At 34.8% G+C, this 18,248-nt stretch carries 16 protein-coding genes and 1 tRNA gene; 10 read left to right on the top strand and 7 right to left on the bottom strand.

All coding sequences use genetic code 11. From position 1 onward, the window contains the following. Positions 1-7 precede the first annotated feature (7 nt). Both P177_RS03265 and P177_RS03270 read right to left on the bottom strand, forming a co-directional pair. Positions 8-1,111, bottom strand: coding sequence for an acyltransferase family protein (locus P177_RS03265; protein WP_036151795.1), 1,104 nt, complete (start codon positions 1,109-1,111; stop codon positions 8-10). A gap of 36 nt (positions 1,112-1,147) precedes the next feature. Then, entirely contained in the window at positions 1,148-1,663 is a 516-nt protein-coding gene (locus P177_RS03270) for a hypothetical protein (RefSeq protein ID WP_036157723.1), read from the bottom strand. Between the two features lie 117 nt (positions 1,664-1,780). On the opposite strand from P177_RS03270, the gene P177_RS03275 reads away from it, so the two are divergent. Together P177_RS03275 and odhB are read left to right on the top strand one after the other, a co-directional pair. Then, on the top strand, positions 1,781-4,576 hold the full coding sequence (locus P177_RS03275; RefSeq protein WP_036151797.1) for a 2-oxoglutarate dehydrogenase E1 component: 2,796 nt from the start codon (positions 1,781-1,783) through the stop codon (positions 4,574-4,576). Positions 4,577-4,601: 25 nt separating this feature from the next. Next, a complete protein-coding gene (gene odhB, locus P177_RS03280) occupies positions 4,602-5,822 on the top strand; it encodes a 2-oxoglutarate dehydrogenase complex dihydrolipoyllysine-residue succinyltransferase (RefSeq protein WP_036151799.1) in 1,221 nt (406 codons plus the stop codon). 44 nt (positions 5,823-5,866) lie between these two features. Here the strand turns inward: odhB and P177_RS03285 are convergent, their stop codons facing one another. Then, positions 5,867-6,316, bottom strand: a complete 450-nt coding sequence (locus tag P177_RS03285) for a retropepsin-like aspartic protease (protein ID WP_036151801.1) — start codon at positions 6,314-6,316, stop codon at positions 5,867-5,869. 37 nt (positions 6,317-6,353) lie between these two features. Here P177_RS03285 and P177_RS03290 point away from each other — a divergent pair, with 37 nt between their 5' ends. The 8 genes from P177_RS03290 to P177_RS03325 all read left to right on the top strand — a co-directional run bounded on the left by P177_RS03290 (position 6,354) and on the right by P177_RS03325 (position 11,507). After that, entirely contained in the window at positions 6,354-7,121 is a 768-nt protein-coding gene (locus tag P177_RS03290) for a TatD family hydrolase (RefSeq protein ID WP_036151803.1), read from the top strand. A gap of 15 nt (positions 7,122-7,136) precedes the next feature. Then, complete coding sequence (locus P177_RS03295; RefSeq protein WP_036151804.1) at positions 7,137-8,174, top strand: asparaginase; 1,038 nt, start codon at positions 7,137-7,139, stop codon at positions 8,172-8,174. A 71-nt stretch (positions 8,175-8,245) separates the two neighbouring features. Then, positions 8,246-8,333: transfer RNA gene (locus P177_RS03300), tRNA-Ser, on the top strand. Positions 8,334-8,410: 77 nt separating this feature from the next. Beyond that, the gene (locus P177_RS03305; protein ID WP_036151807.1) at positions 8,411-9,160 is read left to right on the top strand and encodes a MotA/TolQ/ExbB proton channel family protein; all 750 of its coding nucleotides are present in this window, start codon (positions 8,411-8,413) and stop codon (positions 9,158-9,160) included. A 25-nt stretch (positions 9,161-9,185) separates the two neighbouring features. Further along, a complete protein-coding gene (locus P177_RS03310; RefSeq protein WP_036151810.1) occupies positions 9,186-9,617 on the top strand; it encodes a hypothetical protein in 432 nt (143 codons plus the stop codon). A gap of 15 nt (positions 9,618-9,632) precedes the next feature. Beyond that, on the top strand, positions 9,633-10,256 hold the full coding sequence (locus P177_RS03315) for an ExbD/TolR family protein (RefSeq protein WP_036151812.1): 624 nt from the start codon (positions 9,633-9,635) through the stop codon (positions 10,254-10,256). Positions 10,257-10,278: 22 nt separating this feature from the next. After that, positions 10,279-10,761, top strand: a complete 483-nt coding sequence (locus P177_RS03320) for an ExbD/TolR family protein (protein WP_036151815.1) — start codon at positions 10,279-10,281, stop codon at positions 10,759-10,761. Between the two features lie 77 nt (positions 10,762-10,838). After that, complete coding sequence (locus P177_RS03325) at positions 10,839-11,507, top strand: porin family protein (RefSeq protein ID WP_036151817.1); 669 nt, start codon at positions 10,839-10,841, stop codon at positions 11,505-11,507. Positions 11,508-12,106: 599 nt separating this feature from the next. Here P177_RS03325 and rpoN read toward each other — a convergent pair. The 4 genes from rpoN to frr form a co-directional block, all read right to left on the bottom strand. After that, positions 12,107-13,564: an RNA polymerase factor sigma-54 gene (rpoN, locus tag P177_RS03335; RefSeq protein ID WP_036151821.1), complete on the bottom strand. Its 1,458-nt coding sequence runs from the start codon at positions 13,562-13,564 to the stop codon at positions 12,107-12,109. A 38-nt stretch (positions 13,565-13,602) separates the two neighbouring features. Then, positions 13,603-15,036 (bottom strand): asparagine--tRNA ligase, encoded by a 1,434-nt coding sequence (asnS, locus tag P177_RS03340; protein WP_036151823.1) that lies wholly within the window; start codon positions 15,034-15,036, stop codon positions 13,603-13,605. A 90-nt stretch (positions 15,037-15,126) separates the two neighbouring features. Continuing rightward, a complete protein-coding gene (locus P177_RS03345) occupies positions 15,127-17,517 on the bottom strand; it encodes an efflux RND transporter permease subunit (protein ID WP_036151824.1) in 2,391 nt (796 codons plus the stop codon). Between the two features lie 131 nt (positions 17,518-17,648). After that, positions 17,649-18,203: a ribosome recycling factor gene (gene frr, locus P177_RS03350; RefSeq protein WP_036151827.1), complete on the bottom strand. Its 555-nt coding sequence runs from the start codon at positions 18,201-18,203 to the stop codon at positions 17,649-17,651. Positions 18,204-18,248: the final 45 nt, after the last annotated feature.

Here is an 18,248-nt window from a genome sequence, read left to right on the forward strand (position 1 = left end):
AGATATTTCACACCTTTATATAAATTCCTTTCTTGTCCATAATATAACCAACTAGCCAGCAGGTAAACATTATCCATAAAGCAAATAATAGCGAACCAAAATAATCGCCAGCTGTGGCAATGAAAATGTTATCTGCTATCCAGTTATAAGCATTTGTGCCATTCATGGATATTACTGCCAAGCTGATAATGAACAGTTCGGATAATAGGTAAATGAATAGTGTATTTCTGCCAAATACTTCAAAGAAATACGTCCATTTGCCAGGTTTGGACATATCCAGTAGATATATTAAAACGGCTATAATAAATATGTCTATTCCGCTAGTAAGTAATACAAAAGAGCTGGACCAAAGCTTTTTATTGAACGGGAATATTAAATCCCATGCAAATCCTGCTACAACAAGAAGACCTGCAACCATTATAAGTTTTGCAATGGTTTCAAAATTCTGACCGCTTTTTTGAATGAATTTTCCGGTAAAATATCCTGCAATAACATTTACTATAGCAGGTAAGGTGCTTAATAATCCCTCGGGGTCAAAAGCTACGCCACCATTACCATGATACATATGGTCTGCGCCAATTAAGAATTTGTCAAGTTTTAAAACGGCATTGCCCATTAAAGAGAGGTCTCCAAAAACTAACAATATAATTTGATAACCTATCAATGCTAGGGCACTGAAAATCAATACAGATTTTGTTTTAAAATAATGGAGTAGGATAGAAGCGAATAAATAGCATAGTGCAATTCGTTGTAATACTCCAAATATTCTGGTCTCTGCAATCGGTTTTAAACCACCATCTTCAAAAAATGGAAACCAATACATAAGAAACCCTAATAAAAATATTATAGAAAAGCGTTTTAGAACCTTTTTGAAAAATGTATTACTTCCTTCGTCTTCGTATTTTTTCATACTAAAACTCATCGCATTACCTACCACGAACAAAAATGTAGGAAAGACAAGATCGGTAAGTGTAAATCCGTTCCAAACGGCGTGTTTCAAAATTCCAAAACTCGTGTCACCATTTCCGGGGGAGTTCACTATAATCATGAGCGCAACATCCATACCCCTAAAAACATCCAATGAAAGATATCGGTTCTTTAATTTATTCATGTTGGTTGGTTTGGTCTTATGAAAGATAACAATTTATTAAAAATAAACACGTACAAATGGCATTAGTGCATTACCGTAAATGCTTTTATTGTCGTCATATAATAGATCATAGCGTATACCAAATGTTACATTTCTGCTGCTGTATCCTGCGCCAATAAAAAATGCCGGTAGCCAATAGTTGTCTTCTATATCTATGATTGATGTAGCTATAGTTCTATTTATACGTAATTGTTCAAATTCTGCGGAAAGCTGTATTTGCGGAATTGGGTTATAAAGTGAGAGAACACTACCGCCGTAAGCCAATAATTTATCATTGTCAAACTTGGCGTAATTAAAACTTAAGCTGGCTCCAGATGCAAATTGATCGTTAAATTGGTAAATAGCACTTGGCGCAATAGATCCATTAAATCCATTATTTGTGAATCCTAAGCCAATACTTCCACCAAATCTTACGTTATTCCAGAAATCAGCACTGGTTTTTGAAGATTGAGCAAGAGAGAAAGTGATATTTAATGTTGCTAGCCCTATAAAAATTAATTTTTTTAAGTTCATATGATGATTTTGTTTTAAAGTTTCGTTTTTTTCAATAATACATGCCATTCTATCGTTAGATATTGTAAATGTTGTATTTTTGTTAGAAATTTATTCTAAAGATACAGAAAGTAATTCATGGATAAATATTCCTTTTTAAATACCGTTCATACCTCTTTTTTTTCAGAGTTATACGATAAGTACTTAGTAAATCCAGATAGTGTAGAGCCAAGTTGGAGAGCCTTTTTTCAAGGATTCGATTTTGGAATGGAGAGCTCTTTAGATGAGCTGGAAATCGATGAAAATCGCACTACAGTTGTAGTAAATGGCCATTCTAGTGAAATGCCGGAATCTCTCCAGAAAGAGTTTCAGGTAATTCGATTAATAGATGGTTATAGAAGCAGAGGTCATCTGTTTACTAAAACAAATCCCGTACGTGAGCGAAGACATTACGAACCAACTTTAGATATTGAAAACTTCGGATTAGCTTCGTCTGATCTCGATACTATTTTTAATGCAGGTGACGTAATTGGTATAGGTCCAAATTCTTTAAAAGAGATTGTTAGACATTTACAAAGTATCTATTGCGATGCTATTGGTGTAGAGTATATGTATATACGAAAGCCAGAGCGCGTTAAATGGATTCAAGATTGGATAAATGTAAATGACAATCATCCGAATTTTGAGCCAGATCGTAAAAAGCATATTCTTAAGAAGCTTAATCATGCTATTTCTTTCGAAACTTTTTTGCATACTAAATATGTAGGGCAAAAAAGATTTTCTTTAGAAGGAAATGAATCATTGATCCCTGCCTTAGATGTAATTGTAGAACGCGCCGCTGAAATGGGTGTGAAGCAATTTGTTATGGGTATGGCACACCGTGGTAGATTAAATGTACTTACCAATATATTTGGCAAATCTGCTAAAGATATCTTTAGTGAGTTTGACGGTAAAGATTACGAACAAGAGATTTTTGATGGAGACGTTAAGTATCACTTAGGTTGGACGTCTGACAGAAAATCTGATAACGGAAATAAAATTAAGATGAGTATTGCTCCTAATCCATCTCACTTAGAGACGGTAGGTGCGGTTGTTGAAGGTATTGCAAGAGCAAAACAAGATGCTGATTATCAAGATGATATTTCTAAGGTTTTGCCTATTGTAGTTCATGGTGATGCTGCAATAGCAGGTCAAGGTTTGGTCTATGAAGTAGTTCAAATGGCTGGTCTTGATGGATATAAGACTGGTGGTACCATACATATAGTTGTAAACAACCAAATTGGGTTTACTACTAATTACCTAGATGCTAGAACATCTACTTATTGTACAGATGTTGCTAAGGTGACATTGAGTCCGGTATTACATGTTAATGCAGATGATGCAGAGGCGGTTGTACACGCATCTCTTTTTGCATTAGAATATAGAATGCGCTTTAAAGGTGATGTATTTATAGATTTGTTAGGATATAGAAAATACGGGCATAATGAAGGTGATGAGCCAAGATTTACACAGCCTAAATTGTATAAAGCAATATCTAAACATAAGAATCCAAGAGATATCTATGCGGAAAGACTGATTCAAGAAGGTGTTATTGATGGCACTTATGTAAAGCAATTAGAAAAGCAGTATAAAGATTCTCTAGAAGAAAAATTAGAAGATTCACGTAAAGAAGATAAAACTGTAATTACACCGTTCATGGCAGATGAATGGAAAGGTTTTGAAAATGTGCGTGAGTGGGAAATGATGGATGCGGTGAATACTAAATTCACTAAAACCAAATTGAATAAAATTGCCAAAGTAATTACGGCTTTACCAGAGGGTAAGAAGTTTTTACGCAAAGTGGAGAAATTGGTTAAAGATAGATACAACATGTATTTTGAAGCCGATAATCTTGACTGGGCAATGGGAGAACTTTTAGCATACGGTTCTTTATTAGAAGAAGGTTATGCGGTTCGTATGTCTGGACAAGATGTAGAACGTGGTACCTTTTCTCACCGTCATGCGGTAATGAAAGTTGAAGAGAGTGAAGAAGAGGTTATTTTATTAAATCACCTTTCTGAAAAGCAAGCTAAATTTCAAATATACAATTCACTATTGTCAGAATATGGTGTGGTAGGCTTTGACTATGGTTACGCTATGGCCAGTCCTAATACATTAACTATTTGGGAAGCACAATTTGGAGATTTCAGTAATGGAGCCCAAATTATGATTGACCAGTATATTTCTGCGGCAGAAGATAAGTGGAAGCTTCAAAACGGTTTGGTAATGTTATTGCCACACGGTTATGAGGGGCAAGGTGCTGAGCACTCTTCTGCTAGAATGGAGCGTTACTTACAATTGTGTGCTAAGGATAATATGTATATAGCAGATGTGACTACACCAGCGCAGATGTTCCATATTCTTCGTAGGCAAATGAAGTCTAATTTTAGAAAGCCATTGATCATATTTACTCCTAAGAGTTTGTTGAGACATCCAAGGGCGGTATCTAAAATTGCTGACTTAACCGGTGGTGGTTTCCAAGAAGTAATAGATGATGAAACTGCAGATGCTAAAAAAGTAAAAAGTTTAGTATTCTGTACAGGTAAGTTCTATTATGATTTGCTTGCTGCTAAAGAAGAGAACAATAGAGATGATGTTGCTTTGGTAAGGGTAGAACAGTTGTTTCCTATACCGGAAAAACAAATGAAAGCGGCTATTGCAAAGTATAAAAATGCAGATGACGTGGTGTGGGCTCAAGAAGAACCTAGAAATATGGGTGCATGGAGCCATTTATTAACGCATTTTGACGAGGCTCGAAATTTCAGAGTAGTGTCTAGACGTTTTTATGCGGCACCTGCAGCAGGTAGTTCTGTACGTTCAAAAGCACGTCACCAACAAGTTGTAGATTACGTCTTTGATAAGACAAAGGACAATATGTCCAAACCTAAAAAATAATATAACATATCAAATTATAGAAAGAATGATTCTAGAAATGAAAGTCCCTTCGCCGGGAGAGTCTATCACAGAGGTAGAGATAGCGGAATGGTTAGTTGAAGATGGGGATTATGTAGAAAAAGATCAAGCAATTGCAGAGGTAGATTCAGATAAGGCTACTTTAGAATTACCTGCAGAAGTAAGTGGTATAATTACATTGAAAGCAGAAGAAGGTGATGCTGTTGCCGTAGGTGCTGTCGTGTGTTTAATAGATACAAGTGCAGAGAAACCAGAAGGTGCTTCAGGTGCACCTAGTGCACCGAAGGAAGAGAAAAAAGAAGCACCAAAAACTGAAAAAGCTCCTCAGCCAGCTAAAGCTAAGGAAACTTATGCTTCGGGTGTACCTTCACCGTCCGCAAAGAAAATACTTGACGAAAAAGGTGTGGATAGTACATCTGTTTCCGGTTCTGGTCGTGATCGAAGAATTACTAAAGAGGATGCTGTAAATGCAGTTCCTTCAATGGGTACACCTACAGGTGGTAGCCGTGGTGAGACGCGATCTAAACTTTCTATGTTAAGAAGAAAAGTTGCCGAGAGATTGGTTTCTGCAAAGAACGAAACAGCTATGCTAACCACTTTCAACGAAGTGGATATGAGTGCTATTTTTGAACTTAGAAAAAAGTACAAAGAAGATTTTAAAAGTAAACATGGTGTGGGATTAGGATTTATGTCCTTCTTCACAAAAGCTGTGGTTAGAGCTTTGGAAATGTATCCTGCCGTTAATTCTATGATAGATGGTAAAGAAATGGTTTCTTATGATTTCTGTGATATTAGTATAGCGGTGTCTGGACCAAAAGGATTAATGGTTCCTGTAATAAGAAATGCTGAAAACTTAACATTTAGAGGTGTTGAGGCAGAAGTAAAAAGGTTAGCATTAAGAGCACGTGATGGAGCAATTACTGTTGATGAAATGACGGGTGGTACATTTACTATTACTAATGGTGGTGTATTCGGTTCTATGTTGTCTACGCCAATTATCAACCCGCCACAAAGTGCTATTTTAGGTATGCATAATATTGTAGAGAGACCAATCGCTAGAGATGGGGCTATTGCAATTGCACCTATAATGTATGTTGCGGTTTCTTATGACCACAGAATTATTGATGGTAAAGAATCTGTAGGTTTCTTAGTTGCAATTAAAGAAGCTTTAGAAAATCCAGAAGAATTATTGATGGATAATAATGTAAAGAAAGCTTTAGAAATGTAAATATTCTAAAGCTAGTAAGATATAGAAAAAGCGTTGAGGTAAACTCAGCGCTTTTTCTTTTTTAGATAAATACACTTTTTGTTGTAATCTATAATTGCTTTCGATTTTTTTAAGATATCAGCTCCAATAATTCCATCAACAGGTTCTGCATTGTGGGCAGTCAGTGCTTCGTTCACGTGTTTAAGGTCGAAAAGTACGATCTCTAGTTTTTTATACTTCCAAGAATTGATGTCAATTGTATTCTCTTTAGAGACTAAGGTTTCCATATTAGTGGCACCTGCCCCTGCAGCTTTAATTATAGATTCTTCAGAAATCAATTTAAAATGTTCAATACGATTCATTCCAATACAGGTGTTGGATGCTCCGGTATCTAAAATAAACCGTCCTTCAACAGCGTTTATTTCTGCATTAATTTCAAAATGATCTGTAGCGGTCAAAACTAAGGGTATGCGTACGTAATTTTTATCCTTCAAAAAGTTTTTGAGGGTAGTCATAATTCATTTTTTTCAAAGATAAGCCTATTTTTGCGGCATGATAATAACAGATACGCATACACATTTATATAGCGAAGCTTTTGATGAAGATAGAAATGAAGCCGTGCAGAAAGCAATTGATTTAGGAGTGAAGCGATTTTTTATTCCTGCTATAGATTCTACCTATACAGAAAGTATGTTAGCTTTAGAGAAAGACTTTCCGGGTCATATGTTCTTAATGGCAGGTTTGCATCCTACGCATGTGAAAGAAAATTTTGAGGAAGAGTTGTCGCATGTAGAAGAAATGTTGGGTAAACATACTTACTATGCAATAGGTGAAATTGGAATAGACCTTTATTGGGAACAGAAGTATTTAAAAGAACAGCAAATAGCTTTTAGAAAGCAAATACAGATAGCTAAAAAGCATAAATTGCCTATTGTTATACATTGTCGCGATGCCTTTGATGAGGTGTTTGAGATATTAGAAGAGGAGAAAGGTGATGATTTAAGAGGGATATTTCATTGTTTTACGGGAACATATGAGCATGCGGAAAAGGCTATATCATATAATATGAAGTTGGGTATTGGTGGAGTAGTTACTTTTAAGAATGGTAAAATAGATACTTTTTTAAATAAAATAGATTTAAAACATATTGTACTTGAAACTGATTCGCCTTACTTAGCGCCTACACCTTATAGAGGTAAAAGAAATGAAAGTGCCTACATTATTAATGTACTTGAGAAATTGGCGGATATTCACGGTGTTCCTAATGAAGAGGTAGCTTTATTGACAACAGGGAACTCTAAGGATGTTTTTGGTATTTAGTAATTAAAATAAGAAATGGGTTTGGGTGTAGATAAAAGAAATATACTATTGATTTATACGGGAGGTACTATAGGTATGATGAAAGATTATACTTCTGGAGCCTTAAAAGCTTTTGATTTTTCGCAGTTGCTGAAGAATATACCTGAGCTTAATCAATTAGATTGTACCATATCTAGTTTTTCTTTTGAGCATCCAATAGATTCTTCTAATATGAACCCTGCTCATTGGGTGGCAATTGCAGATATTATTTCTGGCAAATATCAAGATTATGATGGTTTTGTGGTGCTTCATGGTAGTGATACTATGAGTTACACGGCATCGGCACTTAGTTTTTTGCTAGAGAATCTTTCAAAGCCCGTAATATTGACAGGATCTCAATTGCCTATTGGTGATTTGAGAACCGATGCTAAAGAGAATTTAATAACGGCTATACAAATTGCTGCTTTATATAAAAAGGGTAAGCCTGTGATACAAGAAGTCGGACTTTATTTTGAGTATAAATTGTATCGTGGTAATAGAACTACGAAGATAAATGCAGAACAATTTCAAGCTTTTGCGTCCTTAAATTATCCGCATTTAATTGAATCTGGTGTGCATTTGACCGTTTTTAATGAATATTTATTACCTCAAAAAAAGAAATTAACGTTAAAATCTCATAGAAATATGGATGATAATGTGGCGATTTTAAAAATTTTTCCGGGAATTAACAAAAATGTTATTGATGCAATTTTGCAAGCTGAAAATTTAAAAGCACTGGTTTTGGAGACGTATGGTTCTGGAAATGCGCCTATGGAAGAATGGTTTTTAGAGAAATTAAATAATGCAATAAATAAAGGTATTCATATAATTAATGTTACGCAGTGTTCTGGTGGCGCTGTAATGATGGGGCATTACGAAACTAGTTCTAGGCTAAAAAAAATGCAAGTTATTAATGGTAAGGATATTACAACTGAGGCTGCCATTACAAAGGCAATGTACTTACTTGGTAGTGGTATCTCTAATGAGTTGTTTAAAACTGTTTTTGAAACTTCACTACGTGGAGAGATGCTATAAATTTAACAGTGCTTTAATTTCTTAAACCAATATTTTTTTTGTTATTTGCCCACCCTTAAAAAAGGTATCTTAGAGAGGTGGCCGAGTGGTCGAAGGCGCACGCCTGGAAAGTGTGTATACCCCAAAAGGGTATCGAGGGTTCGAATCCCTTCCTCTCTGCAAGTAAATTTTACTTTTTTTATATTGTTTTTTTTTTATCTTTAACCCTATTAACTAACTAATTTAAGTTTGAAAAAATGAAAAAATTATTCCCAAGCCTAGCAGTCGCTGGGGCATTTGTAGCAGGTACAAATATTGTAAGTGCAAAAGTAGCAGCAGTAGCTTTGCTAGTTCAAGAAGGAGGAGCTGAAGCTGAAAAAGGCTTTACTCAAGTTTTAAAAGAAATGTTTATTACAGGTGGTGCCGGTTTCATGGGTATCGTTCTTTTATGTTTGATTCTTGGTTTGGCAGTTGCTATTGAAAGAATTATTTATTTGAACATGGCTAGTACAAATTCTGCCAAGTTGAAACAACAAGTTGAAGACGCATTGGCATCTGGTGGTGTTGAGGCTGCAAAAGAGGTTTGTAGAAATACAAAAGGACCTGTTGCTTCTATCTACTATCAAGGTTTAGATAGAGCTGGTGAGAGCATTGAGTCTGCTGAAAAAGCGGTTGTTTCTTACGGTGGTGTTCAAATGGGGCAATTAGAGAAAAACGTTTCTTGGTTGTCTTTATTTATCGCAATTGCACCAATGCTTGGTTTCATGGGTACGGTAATCGGTATGATTCAAGCCTTCCAAAAGATTGCAGCTGTTGGTAATTTAAGTGCATCTCTTATTGCAGGTGATATTCAAGTTGCATTATTAACAACGGTATTCGGTCTTATTACGGCAATTATCCTTCAAATTTTCTATAACTACATTATCGCTAAAATTGATAGCATCGTTAATGATATGGAAGACTCTTCGATTACTTTAATCGATATGTTGGTAGATCACAAAAAATAAGTATCACTTTTAATACCTAAAAATTATGCAAAAAATTATTAAAATAGCATTAATTGCTATAGGTGTATTAAGTGCTATACTATGGTATTTATTACCAAGTTCAGATATGCCGGCAGCTGAAGCTGCTCAGAGTGGAGCTATGAATACTATGTTTATTATAACTTATCTATTATTAGGTATTGCTGTTGTAGTAAGTTTAGTTTTTACTCTAAAAAACTTATTTTCAAATCCACAAGGTCTTAAGAAAACTTTGTTCGTTGTAGGTGGTTTTTTATTAGTAGTTGGAGTTTCTTATGTATTAGCTAGCGGAACGGATGTAGATCCTGAGTTTGCTGCTATGTCAGATGAAGGTACTATAAAGAATATTGGAATGGGTTTAAACGTGTTTTTTATCCTTACTATAATCGCTGTATTATCTTTGGTTATACCGTCAGTTAAAAACATGTTTAGTAAATAATAAAATAAGAAAACTATGGCTAGAAGAGCAGGAGCACCAGAAGTTAGTGCGGGTTCAATGGCAGACATAGCTTTCCTTTTACTTATCTTTTTCTTGGTAACTACTACTATTGAGACAGATGCGGGATTGGATCGTATGTTACCGCCAATGGAGCCACCTACGGAAGCGCCACCAATTATTAAGCAAAAGAACATTTTTACGGTAAACATTAACCGAAATGGTCAGTTGTTGGTGGAAGATGAGATTCTTTCAATAGATAAATTGCGTGAAAGAGCAGTAGCGTTTTTAGATAACGGTGGAGCACCATCAGGAAGTCCTGATTATTGTAGCTACTGTAAAGGAAAACGTAATGCTGAATCTTCGGATAACCCGACAAAAGCAATTATCTCTTTAAAGAATGATCGAGAAACTAAGTATAGTACTTACATTACAGTTCAGAATGAATTGGTAGGTGCATACAACGATCTTAGAAATAGAGAAGCTAAACGTTTATTCGGCAAGGATTATGTTGAAATGGAAGCGGAGTATTTAAATCCTGAAACTGAAGATTCTGTTAAAGAAGAATTGAAGGAAAAGGTACAAAGAATACAAGGTTTGTTTCCTCAGAAATTATCTGAAGCTGAAACTTCAAGCGAATAATTAATAAATTAAAAGTAACACTATGTCAAAATTTGCAAAGAAAAAAGATGGAGAGGTACCAGCGGTATCAACAGCTTCCCTTCCTGACATTGTATTTATGCTTTTGTTTTTCTTTATGACAGTAACCGTTATGAAGGATAGTTCCTTGAAAGTTGATAACGTACTTCCGAACGCTAGTGAAGTAAAGAAATTGGAAAAGAAAGATCGTGTAATCTATATTTATGTTGGTAAGCCAACAAAAGAATACGAGAAAACATTTGGTACTGAACCAAAGATTCAATTAAACGATAAATTTGCTAGTCCTTCAGAAGTTGGTGATTATATTTTAATGGAAAGAGCTAAAAAGCCTCAGGAAATTCAAAATGTATTGACCACGGCACTTAAGGTTGATAAGAACGCTAATATGGGATTGATTTCCGATATTAAACAAGAGTTAAGAAAGGTTAACGCTTTAAAGGTAAATTATACTACCTATGAAGGTGACGCTTTCAATAATCTACAATAGTTAGTTAAGTAGAATATTACATTTTTAAAACGCTTCAAATTTATTTGAAGCGTTTTTTATTTCATTAAATTTACTTCATGCGCTTTGTCCTATTATTTTGTTTGGTCACATTTTATTCCAATGCTCAGTTAGTAACTAATAGTGTGGAGGAAGAACGTTATTTTGAAGATCAGTTTTACATAGGATTATCCTACAATTTTATTTTAAATCATCCTGAGGGTTCTAATCAACGTAACCTATCTTATGGTCTACAAGCAGGTATAATTAAAGATTTGCCTTTAAATCGTGCAGGAACTAAAGCTATAGGTATAGGTGCAGGCTTAGCATTGAACAGTTATTACTCAAATCTTGTGGCAGATATTTCTGATGATGAGATATCTTATAGTATCAATGACGATATTACCAGGAGTAAGCTAGAAACGCACTTAATAGAGTTTCCGTTAGAATTTAGATGGCGGAATTCTACAGCAGAGGAATATAAGTTTTGGCGTATATATGGTGGTATTAAGGCTGCATATGTGCTAGGTGCTCGATCAAAGTATGATTTAGATGATATTAGTGAGGGTTTCAAGAATACAGATCTGACAAAATTTCAATACGGACTGACTTTAAGTTTTGGGTATAATACGTTTAATGTAAATGCTTATTATTCTTTAACCGAATTGTTTGATGGTAATGCTTCTGTAAATGGAGAGGTATTGCAGTATCGTCCACTTAGAATCGGACTTATTTTTTATATTCTATAACCAAAACCTTACGGTTAACAATTGTGATAATAGCCCTATAAACAGACCAACTATCACTTCAATACTTGTGTGTGCTTTTAGATAAAGTCTGGCGGTTATAATACTTCCCGTAAACAGAATAAATAAACTTATTGCTATTATTAAGTTGATTTCAAAGTGTATACTTAGATTGATCAAATACATTAAAAGACCACTTACGCCAACGGTATGTAAACTGGTTTTAAAATTAAACAGTAGTAATAATATACAGGCAACAGTGGCTCCTAATAAACCCGTAAAATAAAAATATAACTCACTCACGTAATTGTTTGGAATGACCTTGTAGAGGATTAAAAGAAGAATGGAGGCATGAATATAAAGGGGGTATTTTCTTTCCTGTATAGTGTTTAGGGATACTGATTGCACTAGACCCAAATTTTTCAATATTAAATATGTAATTATGGGTATAATAACCGTCAATATAAAAATAGGTAGAATGCTAGCACTCTGTATTTCTAAAGGTGTGTATTTTGGAGTTATAAGAAAATAGGCAACAGTACCACCTATGGGAATGAAGAGGGGATGTAATATGTATGAGAATAAGTTAGAGAAAACCTTCATTAGATTTCTTTTCTCATGCGTGCTACCGGAATACTTAGTTGTTCTCTATATTTGGCAACCGTTCTTCTTGCAATCGGATATCCTTTTTCCTTTAGAATTGCTGCAAGTTTGTCATCTGTTAATGGCTTTTTCTTAGGCTCATTTTGGATAACTGTTTCTAAAATTTTCTTTATCTCTTTAGTAGAAACATCTTCACCTTGTTCATTTTTCATTGACTCGGAAAAGTACTCTTTAATAAGTTTAGTACCATAAGGGGTGTCAACATATTTGCTATTTGCTACCCTTGAAACGGTAGAAACGTCCATGCCAATTTCATCTGCAATATCTTTTAAGATCATGGGTCTTAAATTACGTTCATCTCCTGTTAGGAAATACTCTTTTTGATATTGCATGATAGAGTTCATGGTAATGAACAATGTCTGTTGACGTTGTCTAATAGCGTCTATAAACCATTTAGCAGCATCTAATTTCTGCTTAATGAACATTACTGTGTCTTTTTGGGATTTGGACTTCTCCTTGGCTTCTTTATAGCCTTTAAGCATATTGCTATACTCTCTAGATACATGTAATTCTGGTGCGTTTCTACCATTGAGGGTAAGTTCTAATTCACCTTCTGTAATTCTAATTGCAAAATCAGGTACAACGTGCTCTACAATTCTGTTGTTTCCAGAATAGGAACCACCTGGCTTAGGATTTAATTTTTCAATTTCTCCGATTGCCTCTTTTAGCTCAGCTTCGGTTATATTATGTTTTTGAATTAATTTTTGATAATGTTTTTTGGTAAAGTGCTCAAATGATTTTCTAAGAATATCCGTAGCAAGCTCAATACTTGGTGTAATTTCTTTACGTTCCAGTTGTATGATCAAACATTCTTCTAATGACCTTGCACCAACACCTGGCGGGTCTAGCTCTTGAACTATGCCCAGTATTTTAGTTATGGTTTCTTCGTCTGTGTATACATTTTGCGTAAAAGCCAAATCGTCCATAATGTCGGCTATTGGTCTACGTATGTATCCACTTTCATCTACACTACCTACTAAAAACTCGGCAATGTTCCATTCATCATCTGTTAGATAAACGGTATTTAGCTGATTTAATAAATGTTGGTTGAATGAAATACCTGCTGCATAAGGAACACTTTTTTCCTCATCGTCAGAACTGTAGTTATTTGCTTTGGTACGATAATCAGGAATTTCATCATCACTCAGATAATCATCTATATTGATGTCTTCTGTGTTGATGGTTTCATTGTCCGATGCATCATCATAAACATCATCATAATCATCGGTAGTGCTTTCAACATCTTCTTTACCGGTTTCTAAAGCAGGATTCTCCTCTAATTCTTGTTTTAGGCGTTGTTCAAAAGCTTGCGTAGGCAATTGAATCAGCTTCATCAATTGAATTTGCTGGGGAGATAACTTTTGGGAAAGTTTAAAAGATAAATGTTGTTTTAGCATTACTTTATTCTAGTACTTGTAAAAGTAATTAAATCCGCTTAGAATTCAGCATTCTGCGGTGTTCTAGGAAACGGTATTACGTCTCTAATATTGCCCATACCTGTAGCGAAAAGAACTAATCGTTCAAAACCAAGTCCAAATCCACTATGCTCTGCAGTTCCAAATTTTCTCAAATCTAAATACCACCAAAGTTCTTTTTCGTCAATGCCCAGTTCCTTAACTTTCTCCTTTAATACATCTAAACGCTCTTCTCTTTGAGATCCACCAACTATTTCGCCAATACCAGGGAAAAGAATATCCATGGCTCTAACGGTCTTTCCGTCTTCATTTAAACGCATGTAAAAAGCTTTGATTTTTGCAGGATAATCAAACAATATTACCGGACATTTAAAATGTTTTTCTACTAAATAACGTTCATGTTCACTTTGTAGATCGGCACCCCATTCTTCTATTATATATGAGAATTTTTTCTTTTTATTGGGCTTGCAATTTTTAAGAATATCTATAGCTTCAGTGTAACTAACTCTTTTGAAGTTGTTATCTGCTACGAACTTTAATTTTTCAATTAAAGGCATTTCACTACGCTGAGCTTGCGGCTTGCTTTTTTCTTCGTCTAACAATCTCTTTTCTAAGAACTCTAAATCTTCTTGACAATGTTCTAAAGTATAAGAAATAACATTCTTAATAAAGTCCTCCGCCAGATCCATATTAGCATCTAAATCAAAAAAGGCCATTTCTGGTTCTATCATCCAAAATTCAGCTAAATGCCTAGATGTATTAGAATTTTCAGCTCTAAATGTTGGTCCAAATGTATATACTTTTCCTAAAGCCATAGCGTAAGCTTCAGCTTCTAGTTGACCAGATACCGTTAAGTTGGTTTCTTTTCCAAAAAAGTCTTCTTTATAATTAACATCACCGTCTTCCGTTAACGGTGGATTTTTCTCATCAAGTGTGGTTACTCTGAACATTTCACCTGCACCTTCTGCATCTGATCCCGTAATAATAGGAGCATGAAAATAGTTGAAACCATTTTCTCTAAAGTAGTTGTGTATAGCAAAAGATAAGGTAGATCTAACACGCATAATTGCTGCAAATGTGTTAGTACGTATTCTTAAATGTGCTTTTTCTCTAAGAAATTCTAAAGAGTGTTTTTTAGGTTGGATAGGATATTCTTCTGGATCAGCTACACCCAATACCTCTAAAGCGCTAACCTGAATCTCTACAGATTGTCCGCGACCTTGACTTTCAACAAGAGTCCCCGTTACTTTTAAAGCAGCACCAGTATTTACTTTCTTTAAAAGCTCTTCGTCAAAATTTTCAAAATCCACAACACACTGAATCGTACCCAAGGTAGAACCATCGTTCAATGCTATAAATCTATTACTTCTAAAGGTTCTTACCCAACCTTTAATTGTTACTTCTTGTAGTAAGTTCTTACTTGCTAGTAATTCTTTTATTGTTGCTAAACGCATGATCTTGAATTGAAAATTATAGTCCCAAAGATAGGATTTTGTTAAAAAATAGAGAGCTTAAATAGCTATATAACTTGTGATGAAATAATTTTATTGGTTATTATTTTCATCTTGTGGTAAAATATCTATTTGTGGTTTTTTAAGTGTTTGTTTGTTAGCGATACTTTTTTCCAGAGACAAGAGTAGTGATGGCAATAAAATTAAGTTGGCCAACATGGCTAATAACAATGTTGCTGAAACTAACGACCCTAGTGCTACGGTGCCACCAAAATTAGATATTACAAAAACTGAGAAACCGAAAAATAATACAATTGAGGTGTAGAACATACTAACCCCTGTTTCCCTTAATGCATTATAAACCGATTTTTCTATGCGCCAATTGTTAGCCGTGAGTTCTTGTCTATACTTTGCGAGAAAGTGTATGGTGTCATCTACCGATATACCAAAGGCAATACTAAATACCAAAATGGTAGATGGTTTTATTGGAACGCCAACAAAGCCCATAATACCAGCGGTTATTACCAGTGGCAATAAGTTAGGGATCAATGAAATAACGATCATTCTAAATGATCTAAACAAGTAAGCCATAAATAAGGCAATTAACCCAATTGCCAAAGCAAGTGACATGATAAGGTTTTTTACCAAGTACTTAGTTCCTTTTAAGAACAATAATGCGCTACCCGTCATGTAAACATTATATCGCTCAGCTGGGAATATCTTTGTAATATTCTCTAATAAACGCCCTTCTATTTCCTCCATACGGCTGGTATTGACATCGCGCATGAAAGTCGTCATTCTGGCTGTTTGTCCCGTGCTGTCTACAAAGGCTTTTAATAAATCGCCATTATCACCAGATTTACGGGCAACATCCATAATGAACGTATTTTCTTGACTGGTAGGTAATTGATAATATTTTGGAATACCATTATAGAAAGCCTGTTTAGAATACTTTACCAAATTCACGACAGAAACAGGTGTAGAGAGTTCTGGAATTTCTTCAATAACTTCCCCAAGTTGGTTCATGCGCTTAAGGGTAACAGGTTTTAAAACGCCTTTAGGAGTTTTAGTGTCTACTACTATTTCTACAGGCATAATACCTTTGAACTCTTTTTCAAAAAAACGAATGTCATGAAAGAATTCAGCATTCTTGGGCATGTCTTCAATAGGGCTTCCTGATATTCTTATTTGATAAATTCCTATAATACTTATTACCAATAACGATATAGAAACTATATACACCGTAATTCTTCTATGTCTTACAATACGTTCCATCCACTGAACAAAGGCATCAATCCACTTTTTATTTAAATGTTTTAAATGCTTTGTTTTTGGAAGCGGCATAAAACTATAAATAATGGGGATGATCAATAGCGATAAAACAAATATGCCTATGATATTAATAGAGGCAACTATACCGAATTCTTTTAATAAGGTACTATCAGTTACAATGAAAGTAGCAAAGCCTGATGCGGTCGTAATGTTGGTCATCAAGGTAGCATTTCCAATCTTAGAAATAACTCGTTGTAGTGACAATGCTTGGTTACCGTGTTTCTTGACTTCTTGCTGGTATTTATTTATCAAAAAGATACAATTAGGTATACCTATAACAATAATTAATGGTGGAATAAGTGCGGTAAGAACGGTTATTTCATATTGCAACAATCCAAGTAAACCAAAAGCCCACATTACACCAATAATCACCACACACATAGAAATGAACGTAGCTCTAATACTTCTAAAGAAAAAGAAGAAAATTAACGAGGTAACACCAAGTGCCGCCAAAATAAATTTACCAATTTCATCAATGATATTTTGGGAGTTCATTGTTCTCACATAGGGCATACCTGATATGTGAACGTCCAAATTGGTCTCTTCTTCAAATTTTTTGACTAAAGTGTTTATGTCCTGTAAAATGAAGTCTTTTCTAACCGAGGTATTTACAATATCCTTATCTAGATTAACAATGGTTCTTATTGTCTTGCTGTCCTTATTGTACAGTAGGTTGTCGTAAAATGGTATATCATTAAAAAGATGATTGGTAATGCTATCTATTTCTTTTTTAGATTTTAGTTCGCCATTTATTAAAGGGCGCATTACAAATTCTTGCTTCTCTTTGTCTTTTATAAGCTCTTTTAAATTGTCTGTTGAAACAACAAATTCCACTTCTGGGAAAGCGGCAAGTTGTTTGCTAAGCTTGTTCCAACGGTTAAAATTGGCAGGTGTAAACAAGGCACTATCGCGTATGGCGAAAACAACCGCATTACCTTCTTCTCCAAATTTGCTTAGAAAATCTTGATATTGAACATTTACAGGGTGATCATCTGGCAGTAGATTCGTTTGCGAGCTAGAGAATCGCATGTATTGCCATTGCCAACCCATAAAAACGGTAAAACCGGCAATCAAGAGTAAAATCAGGATTCTGTTTCGTAGAATTATGTTTGCCGTTTTAGGCCAAAATCCTTTCGTAAGTTTAGCTACCATAACTGTTTTTGCAGGTCGCAAAGGTAACTATTAGCTACATCTGTTCCTAAATTGAAAAGTTTAAATTTTTTACAAAAAAAATAAAGCTACCTAGTTTAGGTAGCTTTAAATGATAATTATAAATTTCTTGGTTATACTTTCATAATCTCAGCTTCTTTCTTAACTAAGAAGTCTTCGATTTTCTTTGTGAAAGCATCAGTTAAATCTTGAACATCCGCAGTGGCATTTTTTTGAAAATCTTCAGAAATATCTAAATCCTTAATTTCTTTGTTTGCATCTTGCCTTGCGCTTCGTACACCTACTTTTGCATGTTCAGCTTCTGCCTTGGCTTGCTTGGTAAGTTGTATTCTTCGTTCTTCTGTTAATGGCGGAACGTTGATGATAATCATGTCGCCATTGTTCATAGGGTTAAAACCTAGGTTGGCGTTCATAATTGCTTTTTCAATTTCTTGAAGCATATTCTTTTCCCATGGTTGAACAGAAATGGTTCTACCATCTGGGGTGTTTACATTGGCTACCTGAGCTAACGGAGTTTGTGATCCGTAATAATCAACCATTACCGATGATAACATTGTTGGGCTGGCTTTTCCAGCTCTTATCTTCAAAAATTCTCTTTCTAGGTGAGCTATGGCGGCATTCATGCCTTCCTTTGTAGCGTCTAATATAAATTGTACTTCTTCGTTCATATAATAATTATATTACTATCGCAATAACATAAACTATACCGAAAA

Source organism: Maribacter forsetii DSM 18668 (genome assembly GCF_000744105.1).
In the GTDB taxonomy this organism is placed as follows: Bacteria; Bacteroidota; Bacteroidia; order Flavobacteriales; family Flavobacteriaceae; genus Maribacter; species Maribacter forsetii.